Here is a 16,971-nt window from a genome sequence, read left to right as displayed (position 1 = left end):
GTCAAAACCTACCAATTGGTAGATTAAGCCGTGACCATATGTCAATTCGCCTGTCATTTCAGTTCGTTTCTTTGATAATGTTGCCAAAACCCGGTTTGCCGAGAGACGCTATCGCGACCTCGCCGTGCTCAAGTTTCAATGCCGGGGCAGAACCCGAGCGGGTGTAGATATCTGCATGGGCTGCCAAGCGTGCCTCGATTTCCTCGGCTGATGCGCCCTGCATGCCGCCGGCGAAATGATGGCCGTTGCGTTCGACGTCCTGCACTCCGCAGGCTGCGGCCATCGCCGTGTCCTGCTGCCAGCAGAGGCCGGGCTGGCAAGTCAGATCCTCGCCCGACAGGATCGCGCCCGCCGCGTCCGCCCGCGCACGATTGATGAGCGCACGCAGAACCCCTTTACAACTCTTGATGGAGGTGCCGGCCCAGCCGAGCTTCAGTGCACGGGCAAAGGAGTCCTCCGCATCGTCGCTCTCGTCGATGACGAGAGGCAGGGCGGCCTCGACCGGCTCCTCAAGGGCCGTCTCCCGCGCGAAAGGCTGTTCGACAAAGCGCAGCCCCGCTCGGAGCCGCGCCAGCGCAGCATCGTTCACCAGGCCATCGAGAAACTCGCAAAAAGGAGCGACGGCATACTGCTCGTTGGCATCGAGCGTCACGCTGTGGCTGGGCAGCCTGTCGATCACCGAGGCTATCGCGCGGAGGCGCGCGAGATCGGCCTCCGGTGCGCCCTTCAGCTTGATCTTGAAGGCAGAAATCCCCGTAGCCACGATGACCTCCTCGACCGAGACAGGCAGCCCGTCCCTTGGGGCATCGGCACCGACCTCGCTGCGCAAGAGCGGTGCGTCGAAGCCGATCGTGTGCCGCAAGGCAATCGTCTCGGGTGGGGTGATGCGCGAAAGCGAGGCGCGCAGCGCATCAGGGCCAAGATCCTCGGGACAGTTCGGGACAAGCCCGAAGACGTCCTCCCGGGCAGCCTGCCAGAAGGCGAGCCCTGCTGCCCGGCAGATCGCGTCGATCAATGCCATTTCCACCAGCGCCGGACCAAACCCGGCGGCGAGGGCAGGTGTTTCGGGGGGCAGCTTGCGCGCGGCCTCGGATCGAAGCTCCCGCGTGATCGCCACAGCCGGACCCTCCATGCCGATGGCGGGTTCACACGCCGCAGTCACGGTCGCCCGAAGCTCGTCGATGGTCTCGGAATTGGATAGACCTGCGCGCTTGTCGAACCAGCGCGGAACCATGAGCTGCGCCGATTGGCCGATCACATCGCGCCCGTCGATCACGCAGCGCAACTCGCAATGCGCTTCCGCTGTTTCGCGCACTTCGGTGCTTCCGAACTGGAAGGGCAGGCGCATCGCCACGGGGCGTTCGGACCAGCCTGCCGTTTCGATCCTCGCGCGCATCATGCCGTCGCCCTTTCGCAGGCCCGGAGCGTCGCGATGGCGGTTGCGGAAGTGACCTTCGCATCGATGAGGGTCCGGAAAGGTTCGATCCCCACCGGGTGTGCCCAGCCGGTTTCGCGGATGGCGGCGACGATCTGGTGAAACGGGTCGTCTCCCATTCCGGGAGCGCCCCGGTTGCTGTCATTGGCATGAATATGGCCGAGCAGCCCCGAAGGCACCCAATCACGGATGAGGTCCGCCACCGGGGGCTCGACCTGGCCTGCGGCCGAGATGTCGATCATGGTGCGGAAGGCGGGACTTCCCACTGCGCGCACCAATTCCGCGCCCTGCAAAACCGTCGTGATCACGTCCGTCTCGGCAGTGGAGAGCGGCTCGATGCAATAGGTCACGCCTTGCGCTTCGGCATGGCTGGCGATGGGCGCGAAGAACTCGGCGAGATAGTCCATCAACATCGCGTCACTCATGCCGTCTGCGCGTTGGCGCTGCTTGGGCGATCCATGGACGCAGACCCGCCCGCCGAGCTGTGCGCAAAGATCGACAAGCCCGATCAGGATGTCCTGTGTCTCCCCCCGGGCCGCCGGCTCGGTGATGGAGGCTTCCGGGTAGGGCACAAGGAGCCAGTGAAGCCCGGTGATGCCGATGCCTTCGGCCGCGACGGTTTCCCGGATGCGCCGGGCGTCTTCCGCGCCCAAGAGGTGCGGCTCAGGGCCGAGCGTGCCCGGTGCGATCTCGAGGCCCGCATATCCCAGTTTCCGGGCGATATGCGCCTGTTCGGTCAGTCCCAGGCCTTCGGCCGCGAGAAGTTCGTTGCAAAGCGTGTAGTCAAGCATCGCGTTGTCCCATGAGACGCCGGAAGGGCAGTGCCAGAAGCCGTCTGACAGGGGCGAAATTCATGAGGATTGACAGTGCGATGATCGCGACGAAGCAGGCTGAGACCGGTCGGGTGAAGAATGGCGTGAGATCGCCATCGCTGAGCGTGAGGCCGCGGCGCAGGCTCTTATCGAGCAGATCGCCGAGAATGATCCCGAGCACAAGCGGCGCCATGGGGTATTTCATCTGGCGCAGGACAAAACCCACCAGCCCGAAACCGACCATGATCCAGATATCGAAGGTCCGTTGGCTCAGCGCGTAGGTCCCGATCACGCAGAGCACGAACACCACTGGCATGAGATAGGAATAGGGAACTCTCAACACCTGAACGAATGCGCGTGTCAGGGTGAGACCGAAGATCCCCATGAACACGGTGGCGGTGATGAGCATCGCGCCAACGAGGCTGATGAACTGCGGTTGTTCGACCATGATCAGCGGGCCGGGACGGATGCCGTGAATGAAGAGCGCGGCGATCAAGACGGCTGAACTTGCGGAGCCCGGCACGGCGAGCGTGATGGCGGGGATCAGCGAACCGGGCACCACGGCGGAGTTTCCGGTTTCCGCCGAGATCAGTCCCTCGTGACTGCCCTGGCCGTATTTCTCTGGCTCCTTCGAGGATTTGCGCGCGGCGGCATAGCTTGCCCAAGCGCCGATATCCTCCCCGACACCCGGAATGATGCCCACCAGAGTGCCGATGATGCCCGAGCGGACGATGGTGATTTTGTGCCGCCAAAGATCGACCATGTGCGGCAGGGTGCGGTCGCTCTTGTCCTTCCCCGTGGCCATTTCCGCGGACTTGTTCCACATCGCGGTGAGGATTTCCGCGAAACCAAACGCGCCGACCATGGCCGGGATGAGTGCGATCCCGGCATAGAGATCCGGCACGCCGAAGGAGAAGCGCACATGGGCGTGGATTCCTTCGGAGCCGACCATCGCTATCATGAGCCCGAGAAGCCCCGCAATGTAGCCCTTGAGCGGGGTGGTGTCGGCTGTCAGCTGGCCCGAAATGAGGATCCCGAAGACTGCGAGCCAGAAGAACTCGAAGCTGCCGAAATTCAGGGCGGCCTCGGCAAGCGGAGGTGCGATCATCACCAGCATCAGGATGCCGACAACAGTGCCGAGCGCGGAGCCGGCGGTGGCGAGACCCATCGCGTATCCGGCGCGTCCCGCCTTCGCCAGCGGGTAGCCGTCGAGCGAGGTTGCGGCGCTCGCCGGGGTGCCGGGGATGTTGAGCAGGATCGCGCTGCGCGAGCCGCCATAGATCGCGCCCACATACATGCAGATCAGCACAAGGATCGCTGTTGTGCTGTCCAGCGAATAGGTGAGTGTTGTCATGAGCGCGACGCCCATGGTCGCGGTAAGGCCGGGCAGGCTGCCGATGACGATACCAAGCAATGTCGCCCATGCCGCGTGAAAGAGCATGGTGGGCGTGAGAAGCTGCCCGAAGGCGCCGGCGAGATCAGCGAGACCGGTCATGGAAGGCGCACCAGGAACACCCGTTCGAAAAGAAGCGCGGTGCAGAAAGCGACAAGGACGCCGAAAGCGGCGGAGCGGGCGATGGTGATCGCGGCTGCCCGGCCATCCGCATCGGAAGGCCAGGAAAAGAGCGCACAGAAAGCCGTCACGAAAATCGCCGTGGACCAGAAGAAGGGGAGCCAACCCACGAGAACGAGGGCGTATATCGTGCAGATTGCACCCGTTGCCAGCAGGCGCGGCCAGGATCCGCCCGTAAGGAAAGGCTCCTCACCATGGCGACCCTCGCGCCCTGCCGAGCGAAAGAGCAGGGCCGCGCAAAGCGTCATCAGGGCACCGAGAATGATCGGCACGAGGCCAGGAATAGAGGCGGGGTGAATATTGCGGATTTCGAGCCGATCCATCGTCCAGCCACCTGCGAGCATCCCGAGCCCGAGGGAAGCGAGAACGACGGCACAGACACGATCCGCCTGGGCCATGCGCATCTGGAAGTCCTCTTGAGGGGCACGTGGACCGGGAGCGTCATGCTCGCGGTCCACCACCAAATATCAGCTGCCGGGGCAGTCGATGCCGATCTCCGAGGGATCGAGCACGGCCTCTCCGCGGGTCACGCGCGCGCACGCCTCCGAAATCACGACGGGCATCGCCACTTCGCGCGCAGCATCGCCGTAGCTCGGGGCGAACATCGCACCGCGCTCGTTCGCGTAGTCCTTGAGGGCCTGCGCCTCCATCACATGATCCTGCCAGATCTGATCCATGGTGTCATAGACCTCCTGGGGCGCGCCGGTCGGAATGAACACGCCGAAATAGTCGGCGGCGACCTCGAAATCCGGCATGAATTCCGTGATGGGCGGAACCGGATCGATTCCTTCGACCTCAAGCGGCGTATCAGACAGGACTGCCAGAGCCCGCAGGCGACCTGCCCGCACCATTTCGGTCTGTTCGACCGCGAGCTGCGTCGTGGCGTTCACCTCACCGCTGGCTGCCGCGATCACGGCCGGGTTTCCGCCGTCATAGGTGATCATGCGGGCACCCGGCAATTCGCCTTCCGCGGCCTCGCGAATCGCTGCAAGTGCCATGCCGCCCGAGCTGTTGATCCCCGCGGTGCCGACCGTGACTTCGCCGCTCTCCATCGCCTCGAGCAGGGCGCCGAAATCCTCATAGGATGTGTCGGCGTTGACGCTCACGAGCGGAGCGTTCGCGACGTGCAGATAGATGTGATAATCGTCGATCGATGTGTCTTCGATCAGACCGGTTATGGCATAGGTCGCGTTGTTGGCGATGGCGTTCGCCGTCCAGGTATAGCCGTCGCGCGGCGCGTCGAGTGCTGCCTTCGTGCCGGTCGAACCCGAGGCGCCGGGTTGGTTCACGACAACGACTTCGGTGCCGAGGGCTTCCTCGATGATCGGCGCAACGACGCGGGTCACCTGGTCAGTAGAGCCGCCGGCCGACCAAGGCACGATGATATTGATCGGTCGATCTGGTTGCCAACTGTAGTCCTGTGCGGCCGCCGAACCGGCGATCAGACATGTTGTCGCTAGAAGCGCAATTACCTTGCGAGTCCTCATGCGCCATTCCTCCCTATTTTATCTACTGAACGGTAGGTTAAGTGGATGCGGAACATCCTGTCAACAGTCAGGTTCGCGTTCGTTCCGAAGAATTTCCGCGCCGGGGGGCAGCGCCAAACGCATGGCGATTACACGTCGAAAACCTGCTCGTGTCTGCAATAAAATCGTCATGTCCGGGCGGTGAACGGTGGCTTTGCGGTCAATATACCGTATGATGTGGGCGCACTTGCCTTGCCACACCGAGGATTGTGATGCCTGGTTCCGAGCCCGCGACCCGTCCGCCGAGAAGACGCAATGCGAAGCTGACGCGATCGGCCATTCTGCAAGCTGCGTTGGAAGAGTTCAGCGAGATGGGGCACTCAGGCGCGCGCGTGGATCGCATCGCCGAACGTGCCGGTGTCAGCAAGCCGATGATCTACGATTATTTCGGCGACAAGGACGGGATCTACGCTGCCGCACTTCGCGAGGCCTATGTGCAGATCCGCGAAGGCGAGGCAGAGCTTGATCTCGATATGCGCCAGCCCGAAGAAGCCGTTCGCGCACTCGTTCACTTCACGATGGAGCATTTCCGAATCAAGCCCTGGTTCATCCGGATGCTCAACACTGAGAACCTCCGGGGCGGTGCCACCGTTCGCGAGATGCATGACGCAGCCGAAATACAATCGGTTCTCGTCGATCAACTCCGGGAAATCCTGAAGCAGGGCATCGCGCAGGGGATCTTCCGTAAAGGCGTCGATCCGGTCGAGTTCTACATCTATATTGCCTCACTATGCTATTTCCCGATCTCGAACCTGCACACGCTTCGTGCCGTGTTTCAGGCTCCGATCGACGAGGAATGGCTCAAGCGCCATGCGGATGGATCGGCCGACATGGTTCTCGCCTTCCTCAAGGACAGGAGTCACGCTTCCGACTCACCAGAAAACAGGAACTGATGCCTGTTCCGGTGCGCCGCCATCGCGCGCTGGATGCCTGAAGCTGCCGCTTCCCGGTATCCAGAAAAATGCGGTGCAGTCGCTCCTATTTTTCCGGACACGCGGCGCGCGCCCGCTTCGGTCCGGCATCAGCGACGGCGGCTCCGGAAAACAGGCCTCAGGCCAGGGTGCCCAGGTGGCGCGAGATCCCCGGGATGGCGGGATAGAGCGTTGCCTGAAGGGAATGGTAGATGTCGGGCTTGCCGAGGAACTGGCGGGCTATGGGCCTGCCCGCATCGTCGATCTCCGGAAACCATCCTCCGCGCTCGTGATCGATGAAATGCTGGTCGGCGAACTGCCAGAGCTGGCGATACCGGCTTTCGTCCTCGGGGCGGGCATCGGTCTTGATGAGCGAGGCGAGCACGCCGATGGCTTCCGTTACCGGCCACCAGTAGCGATCGGTGATGGCGGGCTTTCCGTCGGCACCAAGCGTGTAGGCAAGACCACCATCGGGAAGCCAGGCGTCCTCCATCGCACGGTCGGTAAGCGCGCGGGCCGATGCGAGCGCATGGTTCTCGGGACGACCTGACAGGTCCCAATGCTGAAGCAGGAGCCTTGCGAGTTCGAAGGAATGTCCGGGCGTCGTGCCGGCGGGCCGGAACATCGGATCGCCGGAATACTCGGGATCGATTGTCCAATCGCCCCGGTAGTGCTCGGGAATGCGCCAGTCATGGGCAGGAGCCACGCGACCTATGAAGAAGTCGAGAATACGGCCAGCGCGCGTCAGGTAGACACTGTCTCCCGTGGCTTCAAAAGCGCCGAGATGCGCCTCGACGCCATGCATGTTGGCATTCATGCCGCGATAATCCGAGAAGGGGGTCCAGTCCGGGTTGAACTCTTCCCGCAACAGGCCGGCGTCTTCATCCCAGAAATGGCGGTCGATCACCTCTGAAATATCGGCAAGCAGGCGATCCGCATCCGGGTGGCCGATGATCTTCGCGCTTGATGCTGCCAGCAGGACGAAAACGTGGCCGTAGGCGAGTCGCGTTTCCCGTGCCGGGCCCGACTCGGAGACCGACCAGGCATAGCCGCCGGCCTCGGGGTCGCGATGGTTGTGCCAGAGGAAGTGAAGTCCCGCATCGACGATCCTGTCCGACCCGGGGTGTCCGAAGGCCTGCCCGAGAGCGTAGGAGTGCACCAGGCGCGTGGTGGTGTGTAGTTCCTGAGGTCCGCGCGGAAGCGGTGTGCCGTCGAGATCCAGCACGTCGTAGCCACTGTCTTTCCGAAGGCTCGGTTCGAAGAAGCTGAATTGCGCTTCCGCATTGCGCTTGAGCCAGGCGATATGACCCGGATCCCCGATCCAGGACGCCTCGAGGTTCGTGTCGCCGGGCTGGTTTCTCTCTGGCATGGATTGTCCTCCCCCAATTGCCGCTACCACGAACATCAGACCGTGGGCAATTCCATCTGGTCCAAGGATGCGAAGGCAAGGACCGAGCCGAGTGGTGCGTGTAGCGAAACCCGGATCTGTTCGGGACGGGCTGGGCCGTCAGGATGGCGGATGAGCGCGCTGATACTTTCGAAGGCCAACAGCGGTGTGCGGGGAGCGATGCGCTGCGCGATCGCGATTAAGAGACCGCCATCATGGCTGATCGATCTGGACATGCCGGATGGTCAGATCGACCCGCGCTGAACTCCTGCCTGCGGCGTGTCACCGCGCGTGCAATCGGATCGATGGCCGCAACTTTGGCGCTGCTTCGGGGCTAGTCGAGGCCGGGATTCAGAACGCCGCCTCGTCAAGTGCCATCATGGACCCGCCGCCCGCCATGATCTGCGAAAGGAGGGCTCCCGATTGCGGAAGAACACGTTCCATGTAGAAGCGGGCCGTGGCGATCTTGGCGGCATAGAATCCGTCAGGATCGTCGCCCTCCGTCAGCTTGAGCTGCGCGGTCTCGGCCATTCGCGTCCAGAGATAGGCGAGAGCCGTGAGGCCGAAAAGCCGCAGGTAATCGGTTGCCGCGGCACCTGCCTCGTCCGGGTCGGCCATTCCCGTTCGGGCAACCTGGGCCGTGGCCTGCTGCAAGCGGCCAAAGGATTTGGCCAGCGGTCCCACGAAAGGCGCGAGTTCCTCGTCCTTGGATTTGGCCTCGATATATTCGGAGACCGGATGGAAGAACCGGCGCAGCCGCCGCCCGCCGTTCTGACCCATCTTGCGGCCCACGAGGTCGAGTGCCTGAATGCCGTTCGTGCCCTCGTAGATCTGCGCGATCCGCGCGTCGCGCACATACTGCTCCATGCCGTACTCGCGGATATAGCCGTGACCACCAAGAACCTGCACGCCGAGATTGGCGTTGTCGAACCCCATGTCGGTGAAAAGCGCCTTCACGATCGGCGTCATCAACCCGACGAAATCCTCGGACGCCTTGCGCACTTCCGGATCGGGGTGGCGATCTTGTTCATCCAACGCCCGTGCGACCCAGGCCGCCAGGGCGCGGCAGCCCTCGGTGGTGGCGCGCTGGATCATCAGCATCCGCCGCACGTCGGGATGAACGATAATGGGATCGGCGGCTTTGTCGGGGGCCTTCGTGCCCGAGAGCGATCGGCCCTGCACTCGCTCGCGGGCGTAGGCTGCCGCGCCCTGGTAGGAGGCCTCGGCAATGCCCAGACCCTGAACCCCGACGCCGAGGCGGGCAGTATTCATCATTGTGAACATCGCCGGCAGGCCGCGATGCGGCTGGCCCACCAGCCAGCCCTTCGCCTCGTCGAAGTTCAGAACGCAGGTAGCCGAGGCCTTGATGCCCATCTTGTGCTCGAGGCTCTGGCACTGAACCCCGTTGCGCACACCCGGCGCCCCCTGGTCGTCGGGCAGGAACTTCGGCACAAGGAACAAGCTGATGCCGCGCGAGCCCTTGGGGGCGTCGGGCAGTTTCGCCAGAACCAGATGCAGGATGTTCTCGGTCAGGTCATGCTCGCCTGCCGAGATGAAGATCTTCGTGCCGGTAATTCGGTAGCTGCCATCGTCCGAGGGAATGGCCCTGGTCCGCAGGAGCCCCAGATCGGTGCCGCAATGGGGCTCGGTCAGGCACATGGTACCCGACCACGTGCCATCCACCAGTTTCGGCAGGTAGGTGTCCTTCAGGTCCTGCGAGCCATGCATGTGCAGCGCATTGTAGGCGCCGTGGCTGAGGCCGGGATACATGCCGAATGAGAAGTTCGCCGAGCAGATCATCTCCATGATGAGTGTGTCGAGCGCGGCAGGCGCGCCCTGTCCGCCATAGTCCGGGTCGCATTTTAGCGCAGTCCAGCCGCCCTCGCGAAAAAGCTTGTAGGCCTCTTGGAAGCCCTTGGGCGTACGCACGACACCGTTTTCCAGCGTGCAGCCTTCCTCGTCGCCGGAGCGGTTGATCGGGTGCAGCACATCGGCGCAGATCTTCGCGGCCTCTTCCAGCACCGGATCGACGAGATCGGCGGTGAACTCCTCGTAGCCGGGCAATTCTGCTAGATCGTCGCAGCCCAGAAGCTCGTGATAGACGAAGCGCATGTCGCGCAGGGGAGCGGTATAGCTGGCCATCTCTCAGACGTCCTTTCTTGCCTCTGGGACCGGCGTGCTGCGGATCAGTTTCGCAGCGGCTTGCCGGTCAGCATCATCGATTCGATCCGGTCGAGCGTGCCGGGCTGGCGCACCAGCCAGTTGAACCGCTCGCGTTCCAGTTTCAGGAGGTCGGCCTCGCCGACAACGTCGATCGGGTCCGTATCGCCACCTGAAAGCACGTCCGCGAGCGCGCCCGCGACCACCTCGTCATAGGGGGTGGCCTTGCCGATCTTGCGGAACCCGCCCACCGCCAGGTCCATCGCCGCACGCCCCGAGGGACCGGGAAGCACATACTCGCGCGGTTCAGGGGCCTTGTAGCCGTCGACCATCGCAAGCGCGCGTGCCTTGGCATCGGCCAGCAGCCGGGAGCGGTTCATGGTGATCCCGTCCTCGGGGCGCAGGAACAGAAGTTCCTTCGCTTCGGCGGCGGATTTCGCGACCGTGGCCATGCTGAGGATCTCGAAGACCTTCGATGGCGCGGGCATCGGCCCCCTGGGCAGCTTCCCGAAGGTCTGCCAGCGATGCAGCATCTCGACGCAGCCCCCCCAGCCGGGAATGATGCCGACACCGGTCTCGACCAGCCCGATATAGCTTTCGGCATGGGCCTGAATTGCATCGCAATGGAGCAGGATCTCGCAGCCACCGCCCAAGGCCATGCCCGATGGAGCGCCGACGACGGGGAAGGGGGCTGTTCGCATGTCCTGGTAGGTCTGCTGACCCAGCGCCACGAGGCCTTCGATCTGCTGCCAGGCGGCAATGTTGGCGGCAAAGAGTGCTAGGCCGAGATTGGCTCCGACGGAGAAGTTGGTGCCTTCGTTGTGGATCACCAGCGCCTTGTACTCCTTGCGCACAAGCCGAAGCGTCTTGCCGAGCAGCATCAGGACCTGGTCGTCGAGGGAGTTCATCTTGGAGGTGAACTCGAAGCAGACGACCCCGTCTCCGATATCCCAGACCGCGGCCGAGCCGTTCTTGAGGAGCGGTTTCGACGCCCGTTTCACGTCGGAAAGCAGAAGCACGCCCTCGGGGCGCGGAACCGGATGGTAGTCGCCATCGAGGCCGAGCTGCTCAAGACGGCCCGCCTCCACGCGGTAGAAGCTGCGACCCTTGGCGGCCTCGAGGATCGGCGGCACGGGTCGGCCATTCGATCTCAACCGCTCCGCCAGCCAGTCCGGCCCGATCCGATCCATCAGCGCAAAGGGGCCTTCCTTCCACGCGTAGCCGAGCACCATCGCGTCATCGATGTCGGCGATGCTATCGGCGACCTCGCCGGCGAGCGATGCGGCATAGGCCAGTGTGGCGACCATCACCGAGGCGGCATAGGCCCCATGGGGGCTGTCATGCTCCAGAAGAGCACGGGGTGATTTTCCGGCCTCGGAGATCGCCTCGAGCTTCGGTTTCCGGGCCGTGGCGTAGTTTCCGGTCGCGAGGTCTATCGCTTCCTTGACCTTGCCGCCTCCCGCACGATTGAGCCGGTAGAACCCGCCCTTTCCCTTCCGCCCGGTATAGCCGTCCGCGATCATCTTCTCGATGAGCGGCAGGTCTCGATTGGCTTCGTGAAAGGCATCCCCGCTTTCGAGCGATGAGGCGAGGCTTGCGTTCACATGGGGCATCAGGTCGAGGCCCACGAGATCGATCAGCCCGAAGACCCCGGTCTTGGGAATGCCGAAAGGCCTGCCGATCAGGGCATCGGCCTCCTCGATCGGAATGCCCTGGTCGAAGGCTTCGACGACCGCCTTCTGAAGCCAGTAGACGCCCAGCCGGTTGGCGATGAAGCTCGGCGTGTCCTTCGCCGTGACGACCGTCTTGCCGAGCCTGCGGTCGGCAAAGTCCGAGATCACCTGGGCCGCATCGGGGCGGGTGTCCGCGCCGGTGACGAGTTCCATCAGCCGCATGTAGCGCGGCGGGTTGAAGAAATGCGTGATGAGGAAATCGCGCCTGAAACCGTCAGACAGGCCTTCGGTCAGCGTCGCCAGCGGAATCGTCGAGGTGTTGGAGGAGACGATGCTGCCCGGCTTCCGTGCCGCGTCGATCTTGCGATAGAGCGCCTGCTTGATGTCGAGCCGTTCGATCACCGCCTCGATGATCCAGTCGACCTCGGCCAGTTTGTCGAGGTCGTCCTCCAGATTTCCGGGCGTAACGAGCCGCGCCGGTTTCTTGCCCATGAAGGGGGCGGGATCGGCCTTGAGCATCTTCTGGATCGCGCCTTCGGCCAGCGCGTTCCGGTTGCTCGCACCCTCCGGCACGATATCGAGGAGCAGCACGCGGGTTCCGGCATTGGCAACATGCGCGGCAATGGCCGCACCCATCACGCCTGCACCGATCACCGCAACGGTCCTGATTTCGGTCATCACGCGGCCTCCAGGATCGTCGCGATCCCCTGTCCGCCACCAATGCACTGGGTCGCCAGGGCATAGCGCCCCTTCTCGCGCGAGAGGAGACTGGCGGCCTTGCCGACGATCCGCGCGCCGGTGGCCCCCAGCGGATGCCCGAGCGCAATCGCGCCACCGTCGATATTGACCCGCTCCGGATTGAGGCCGAGATCGCGCATGCAGGCGATCGACTGGCTGGCGAACGCCTCGTTCAACTCGACCACGTCGAGATCGGAGGCATGAAGGCCTGCGCGCTCCATCGCGACCAGCGAGGCCGCAACCGGCCCGATCCCCATGATCTCCGGATCGCATCCGCGCACCGCAACCGCCTTTACTGCCGCCAACACCGGCAGGTCGTGGCGCTTGGCATATTCCTCCGAGCAGACGAGCACCGCCGATGCGCCGTCCGTGAGCGGAGAAGAGGTGCCGGCGGTCACCACGCCCTCGGCATCGAAGGCGGGTTTGAGTTCGGCAAGACCCTCGAGCGTGGTGTCCGGGCGAATGCAGCCGTCGAGGCTGACCAGATGATCACCGTGCTGGATCGGGACGATCTCGTTCGCGAGCCTGCCATCGCGCTGGGCCGCGGCCGCGCATTCCTGCGAGCGCAGCGCAAAGGCTTCCTGCTCGGCGCGGGGGATCTGCCACCGCTGGGCCACGTTCTCGGCCGTTTCGCCCATGCTCATGTAGGCTTCCGGGTGAGCCTTGACGAATTCCGGGTGGGGCAGCGGGTTGTAGCCCATCATGGGCACCCGGCTCATGCTCTCGACCCCGGCACAGACGAAAACTTCGCCCGCGCCCATGGCTATGGAGCCGGCCGCGACATGCACCGAGGTCATGGACGAACCGCAGAACCGGTTGATGGTCGCGGCTCCCGCCGAGCGGGGCAGGCCGCTCATGAGCCCCACGAGGCGTGCCAGGTTGAGCCCCTGCTCGCCTTCGGGGAAGGCACAGCCGAGCAGGAGATCCTCGATGTCTTCGGGGCTCACGCCTGCGCGCTCCACGAGGCCGGTCACCACCTGCGCGGCAAGATCGTCCGGCCTGACACGCGCCAATTCGCCTTTCCTGGCCAGTGTGAATGGCGAGCGGGCATACCCTGCGACAACGATTCTCGTCATTGGGATTTCTCCGGACTGATGAAATTTGAACGGCAATGCCAATTGGAAGCGGCCGGGCCGGTTCCCGTCTTCGGGTGTGTCAGCCCGATGCGGCCCCGTTCCGCCGCCCTTCGAGGGCGTCGGCCGCCAGGTCTTCGATCTCGCGCAGTTCCTCGAGCGCGGTGTTCACACTCGACAGCTGGTCCTCCAGTTCCCGAATACGCTGCCGGACCTTGGTCAGCAGGACATTGGTCTGGGCGTGCTGTGTCGGATCCGCATCGTAGAGGTCGAGATACTCCTGAATGTCCTTCAGCGAGAATCCCAGCCGCTTGCCCCTGAGGATCAGGATCAGCCGCCCCCGGTCGCGCTGGGTGAAGACCCGGGTCGCGCCCGCGCGCTGTGGCGCGATCAGCCCCTGTTCCTCGTAGTAGCGGATCGTGCGCGGTGTGACGCCCAGTTCCCGGGAAATATGGGTGATGGAATAGAGTTCTTCCATGACGGGCCTGACCAAACTCGCGAAGCAATACCAAAGGCGAAAGGCGGTATTCGGAAGGATTACCACCGATACCCCGTTCGTGCACCGCCTTATCCGCGGTGCGCTGGAATGTCCCCTCCACCATTCGGACACCACCCGGCCAGTCTTTGGACAAGAGCCGGGAAGAGCCTAGCGCGATCCCGCCGGGACGGGAAGGGTTTCCCGTCTCGCAGCAGGTGGTCAAAACCGGTACCTCACGCTTGCCGCGAAGATGTCGGCCCCGCCGGAATAGTCTCCGCTCAGGTTCCCCACGTCCATGGTCTCGTCGATGTCCGAGCCGTCGAAGAACAGATGGGTGTAGCCGAGGTTGAGCGTGCCCTTTTCGCTGAAGTCGTAGGAATAGCCCAGCGACACCCAGTAGCGATCCGAATCCGGGATGCGCGCCGTGCGGTGCTCGTCCGGAACCGGGCTCTGATCGTAGGCAATACCGAAGTGGAAGGTGTGGTCTTCTGCGTGCTTGTAGTCGGCCCCGAGTGCGAAGAAGAGCGAGTCGTCCCAGTCTTCCACTGTGACCTGATCCGCTCGTCCATCGTCGAACTCGATCCGCATCTCCTCGAAGAGCGACCAGTTTGTCCAGGACACCTCGCCCATCACCGCCCATTTCGGGTTCAACTCGTGATAGGCGCCGAGCGAAAGTACATCCGGCGTGGTCAGGTCGGCTTCCGCGTCCACATCCTGTGCACCAGGAATACCGTCGAGCGAAAGCTCCCCGTCTAGGGTGTATTCGATCCGCGAGCGGTAGCTCAGGCCGATCCGCGAGGTCGGCGAGAATTCGTAGAGCATTCCGAGCGTGTAGCCGTAGCCGTAGTCCGAGCCGCTGACCTTCGAATATCCGTCTGGCGTGCCGGCGGGAAAGCCGAGGCCGACCAGGTTGACCGCATTGCTCAGGGTCGCATCCGCGTGGCCGATCTGGATGCCGGCTCCGAGCGACAGCTGTTCCGTCGCCTGCCAGGAGATCGACGGCGTGATGACCATGTTCTGGATTTCGCTCTCAATCGCGAAATAGCGCCCGACCCAGTCATCATCGTATTTGGTCGAGAGACCGAACGGCACGTTGACGGAAAGGCCCGCCTTTACCGTCGGATTGATCTCCCAGACCCCGTAGAAGGACGGCACGACGACATCTTGGCCCGCATCGCCGCCATCGCCGCCGGTGTAAGGTGTTCCGAAGGGGGAGGTTGCCGAACCCGAGAAATTGATCGTCGGCACCACGGCGCTGAGATCGCCCTGAACCTGCGATCCCTCGACATGGGCCATGCCAGCCGGGTTCAAGTAGACAGTGGACAGGTCTGTCGCCTTTGCGGTGTTCCCCGCGAAGGCATTGCCCAAGCCTTCCGCGCTCAACTCGCGAAGCTGGAACCCTGCAGCCGAGGCCGCACCCGGTCCGAGCGCGATCAGACACGCCGCACCCACCCGGAAAATAATAGGATGCCGAGTTCTGGTTGACATTGATTCTCCTCCCCGTTGATGATCGATTTGCTCGGTCACCGATTGACCAAACAGATAGCGCTAACTCTCGTAAACGTCAATTAGTTAACGTTTGCGTAATCCAAACATATGCTGCGAAAAGGCGTCCATCCGCTCAGAGCGACGGGATATTCCCGAAGCGATGTCCGCGAGTGGTGGCCGCAGGTCTTTTCGGCCACAGAGGCGGTTCCGTTCCGCTCCGGTTTTGCTCTAGAAGGGGTCGTCAGTGCCGAGGGGGACGCATGCGCATACTTGTAACCAATGACGACGGAATCAGCGCGCCGGGTCTGAAGGTCGCCGAGGCCATCGCAGCCGAACTCGCCGGACCCGACGGCGAGGTCTGGATCGTTGCGCCCGCATTCGAGCAGTCGGGTGTCTCCCATTGCGTGTCCTACATCCGGCCGATGCGGCTCGAGAAACTCGACGAGCGGCGTTACGCCGTCGAAGGGTCGCCGGCCGACTGCGTGCTGGCCGCCATCGGCTCAATCCTGAGTGAAACACCCCCCGACCTGGTGATCTCCGGGGTGAATCGCGGGCACAATGTCGCGGATGACACACTTTATTCCGGCACCATCGGCGGTGCGATGGAGGGGGCCCTTCACGGGATCCGGTCCGTCGCGCTTTCGCAATACTACGGGCCGGGCAGCCCGTCTGGCACGGCCGCCTTCGACGCTGCCGCCGGCCATGCGGTCGCCATCCTGCGCAAGCTGCTCGATCAGGCGCAATGGAATCGGGAAGGCTACCAGCTCTTCTACAATCTCAACTTTCCGGCAGTAGCCGCGAGCGAAGTGCAGGGCGTCCGGGCCACGTTCCAGGGGGCCCGGCCCGGCCCGACTTTTGGCGTCAAGCCGCAAACCTCGCCAAACGGGCGGCACTATCTCTGGCTTACACACCGGACCGGCAATGGCGGCACCGCCGAAGGCTCCGACGCGCGCGAATGCAGCAACGGATATGTCACCGTCACGCCGCTTTCCGCGGATCTGACGGTCCAGGAGATGGTGAAGCCTTTGTCCGAAATCGTGGAGTAGGAAGAGAATCCCATGGAGGAAATCGAGCGCCGCATGCAGTTCGTCTTCACCCTTCGCTCGAACGGGGTAACGAATGCAGATGTGCTCAAGGCCATGGAATCCCTCAACCGCGAGAATTTTCTCGAAGGCATCTTCCAGGAACGTGCCATGGAGAACACGCCTCTTCCAATTTCCTGCGGCCAGACCATAAGCCAGCCTTCGGTCGTGGGGCTGATGACCCAAGCGCTGGAACTTCACCGCCGGTGCAAGGTGCTCGAGATCGGCACCGGATCGGGCTACCAGGCCGCAGTCCTGTCGCGGCTTGCCCGCCGGGTCTATACTGTCGAGCGCCACATGCGGCTCGCGCGCCGCTCGCGCGAACTTCTGCAGAAGCTCGGCCTGCACAATATCACCGTGGTGCACGGCGACGGGTCCAAGGGATTGCCAGAACAGGTCCCCTTCGATCGGATTCTCGTCACGGCTGCCGCCGAGGATCCGCCGCAGCCGCTCATCGATCAATTGAGGGTCGGGGGGATCATGGTTCTTCCCGTGGGACAGAGCCACGCGGTTCAGACGCTCCTCAAGGTCACCAAGACCGAGGAGGGGATCAACTATGCCGAGCTTGGGTCCGTCCGGTTCGTCCCTCTTGTCGAAGGTATCGAACATGATGTATTGGACTGACCAAGAACGCC

15 protein-coding genes are annotated in these 16,971 nt (G+C 63.4%); 4 read left to right on the top strand and 11 right to left on the bottom strand.

Annotation, left to right across the window (positions count from 1 at the left end):
- Nucleotides 1-58: 58 nt before the first annotated feature.
- The 5 genes from ACP15W_RS12825 to ACP15W_RS12805 all read right to left on the bottom strand — a co-directional run bounded on the left by ACP15W_RS12825 (nt 59) and on the right by ACP15W_RS12805 (nt 5,307).
- Nucleotides 59-1,399 carry a mandelate racemase gene (locus ACP15W_RS12825; RefSeq protein WP_424933291.1) on the bottom strand — a complete coding sequence of 447 codons (1,341 nt, stop codon included), beginning with the start codon at nt 1,397-1,399 and terminating at the stop codon, nt 59-61.
- Nucleotides 1,396-2,226, bottom strand: a complete 831-nt coding sequence (locus ACP15W_RS12820) for a sugar phosphate isomerase/epimerase family protein (protein ID WP_424933290.1) — start codon at nt 2,224-2,226, stop codon at nt 1,396-1,398. The genes ACP15W_RS12825 and ACP15W_RS12820 overlap by 4 nt, the downstream gene beginning before the upstream one ends.
- A complete protein-coding gene (locus ACP15W_RS12815; RefSeq protein ID WP_424933289.1) occupies nt 2,219-3,742 on the bottom strand; it encodes a tripartite tricarboxylate transporter permease in 1,524 nt (507 codons plus the stop codon). Before ACP15W_RS12815 ends, ACP15W_RS12820 begins: the two co-directional genes overlap by 8 nt.
- Entirely contained in the window at nt 3,739-4,224 is a 486-nt protein-coding gene (locus ACP15W_RS12810; RefSeq protein WP_424933288.1) for a tripartite tricarboxylate transporter TctB family protein, read from the bottom strand. Before ACP15W_RS12810 ends, ACP15W_RS12815 begins: the two co-directional genes overlap by 4 nt.
- A 63-nt stretch (nt 4,225-4,287) precedes the next feature.
- Nucleotides 4,288-5,307, bottom strand: a complete 1,020-nt coding sequence (locus ACP15W_RS12805) for a Bug family tripartite tricarboxylate transporter substrate binding protein (RefSeq protein WP_424933287.1) — start codon at nt 5,305-5,307, stop codon at nt 4,288-4,290.
- A 251-nt stretch (nt 5,308-5,558) separates the two neighbouring features.
- On the opposite strand from ACP15W_RS12805, the gene ACP15W_RS12800 reads away from it, so the two are divergent.
- Nucleotides 5,559-6,239, top strand: coding sequence for a TetR/AcrR family transcriptional regulator (locus ACP15W_RS12800; protein ID WP_424933286.1), 681 nt, complete (start codon nt 5,559-5,561; stop codon nt 6,237-6,239).
- A gap of 157 nt (nt 6,240-6,396) precedes the next feature.
- Here ACP15W_RS12800 and ACP15W_RS12795 read toward each other — a convergent pair whose 3' ends face one another.
- Nucleotides 6,397-7,626, bottom strand: coding sequence for an AGE family epimerase/isomerase (locus ACP15W_RS12795; protein WP_424933285.1), 1,230 nt, complete (start codon nt 7,624-7,626; stop codon nt 6,397-6,399).
- Nucleotides 7,627-7,776: 150 nt separating this feature from the next.
- On the opposite strand from ACP15W_RS12795, the gene ACP15W_RS12790 reads away from it, so the two are divergent.
- Nucleotides 7,777-7,908, top strand: a complete 132-nt coding sequence (locus ACP15W_RS12790) for a hypothetical protein (RefSeq protein ID WP_424933284.1) — start codon at nt 7,777-7,779, stop codon at nt 7,906-7,908.
- Nucleotides 7,909-7,995: 87 nt separating this feature from the next.
- Here ACP15W_RS12790 and ACP15W_RS12785 read toward each other — a convergent pair whose 3' ends face one another.
- The 5 genes from ACP15W_RS12785 to ACP15W_RS12765 form a co-directional block, all read right to left on the bottom strand.
- Complete coding sequence (locus ACP15W_RS12785) at nt 7,996-9,786, bottom strand: acyl-CoA dehydrogenase C-terminal domain-containing protein (protein ID WP_424933283.1); 1,791 nt, start codon at nt 9,784-9,786, stop codon at nt 7,996-7,998.
- 44 nt (nt 9,787-9,830) lie between these two features.
- Complete coding sequence (locus tag ACP15W_RS12780; protein ID WP_424933282.1) at nt 9,831-12,155, bottom strand: FAD-dependent oxidoreductase; 2,325 nt, start codon at nt 12,153-12,155, stop codon at nt 9,831-9,833.
- A complete protein-coding gene (locus tag ACP15W_RS12775; RefSeq protein ID WP_424933281.1) occupies nt 12,155-13,291 on the bottom strand; it encodes a thiolase family protein in 1,137 nt (378 codons plus the stop codon). The genes ACP15W_RS12780 and ACP15W_RS12775 overlap by 1 nt, the downstream gene beginning before the upstream one ends.
- Before the next feature lie 79 nt (nt 13,292-13,370).
- Nucleotides 13,371-13,766 (bottom strand): MerR family transcriptional regulator, encoded by a 396-nt coding sequence (locus ACP15W_RS12770; protein WP_424933280.1) that lies wholly within the window; start codon nt 13,764-13,766, stop codon nt 13,371-13,373.
- A gap of 219 nt (nt 13,767-13,985) precedes the next feature.
- Nucleotides 13,986-15,254, bottom strand: coding sequence for an OmpP1/FadL family transporter (locus ACP15W_RS12765; protein WP_424933279.1), 1,269 nt, complete (start codon nt 15,252-15,254; stop codon nt 13,986-13,988).
- Nucleotides 15,255-15,514: 260 nt separating this feature from the next.
- Here ACP15W_RS12765 and surE point away from each other — a divergent pair, with 260 nt between their 5' ends.
- Entirely contained in the window at nt 15,515-16,300 is a 786-nt protein-coding gene (surE, locus tag ACP15W_RS12760; RefSeq protein ID WP_424933278.1) for a 5'/3'-nucleotidase SurE, read from the top strand.
- A 12-nt stretch (nt 16,301-16,312) separates the two neighbouring features.
- Entirely contained in the window at nt 16,313-16,960 is a 648-nt protein-coding gene (locus ACP15W_RS12755) for a protein-L-isoaspartate(D-aspartate) O-methyltransferase (RefSeq protein ID WP_424933277.1), read from the top strand.
- Nucleotides 16,961-16,971: the final 11 nt, after the last annotated feature.

This window comes from Amaricoccus macauensis (genome assembly GCF_049800915.1).
GTDB classification, from domain to species: Bacteria; Pseudomonadota; Alphaproteobacteria; order Rhodobacterales; family Rhodobacteraceae; genus Amaricoccus; species Amaricoccus macauensis_A.
This window is presented reverse-complemented; position numbering and strand designations above follow the sequence as displayed.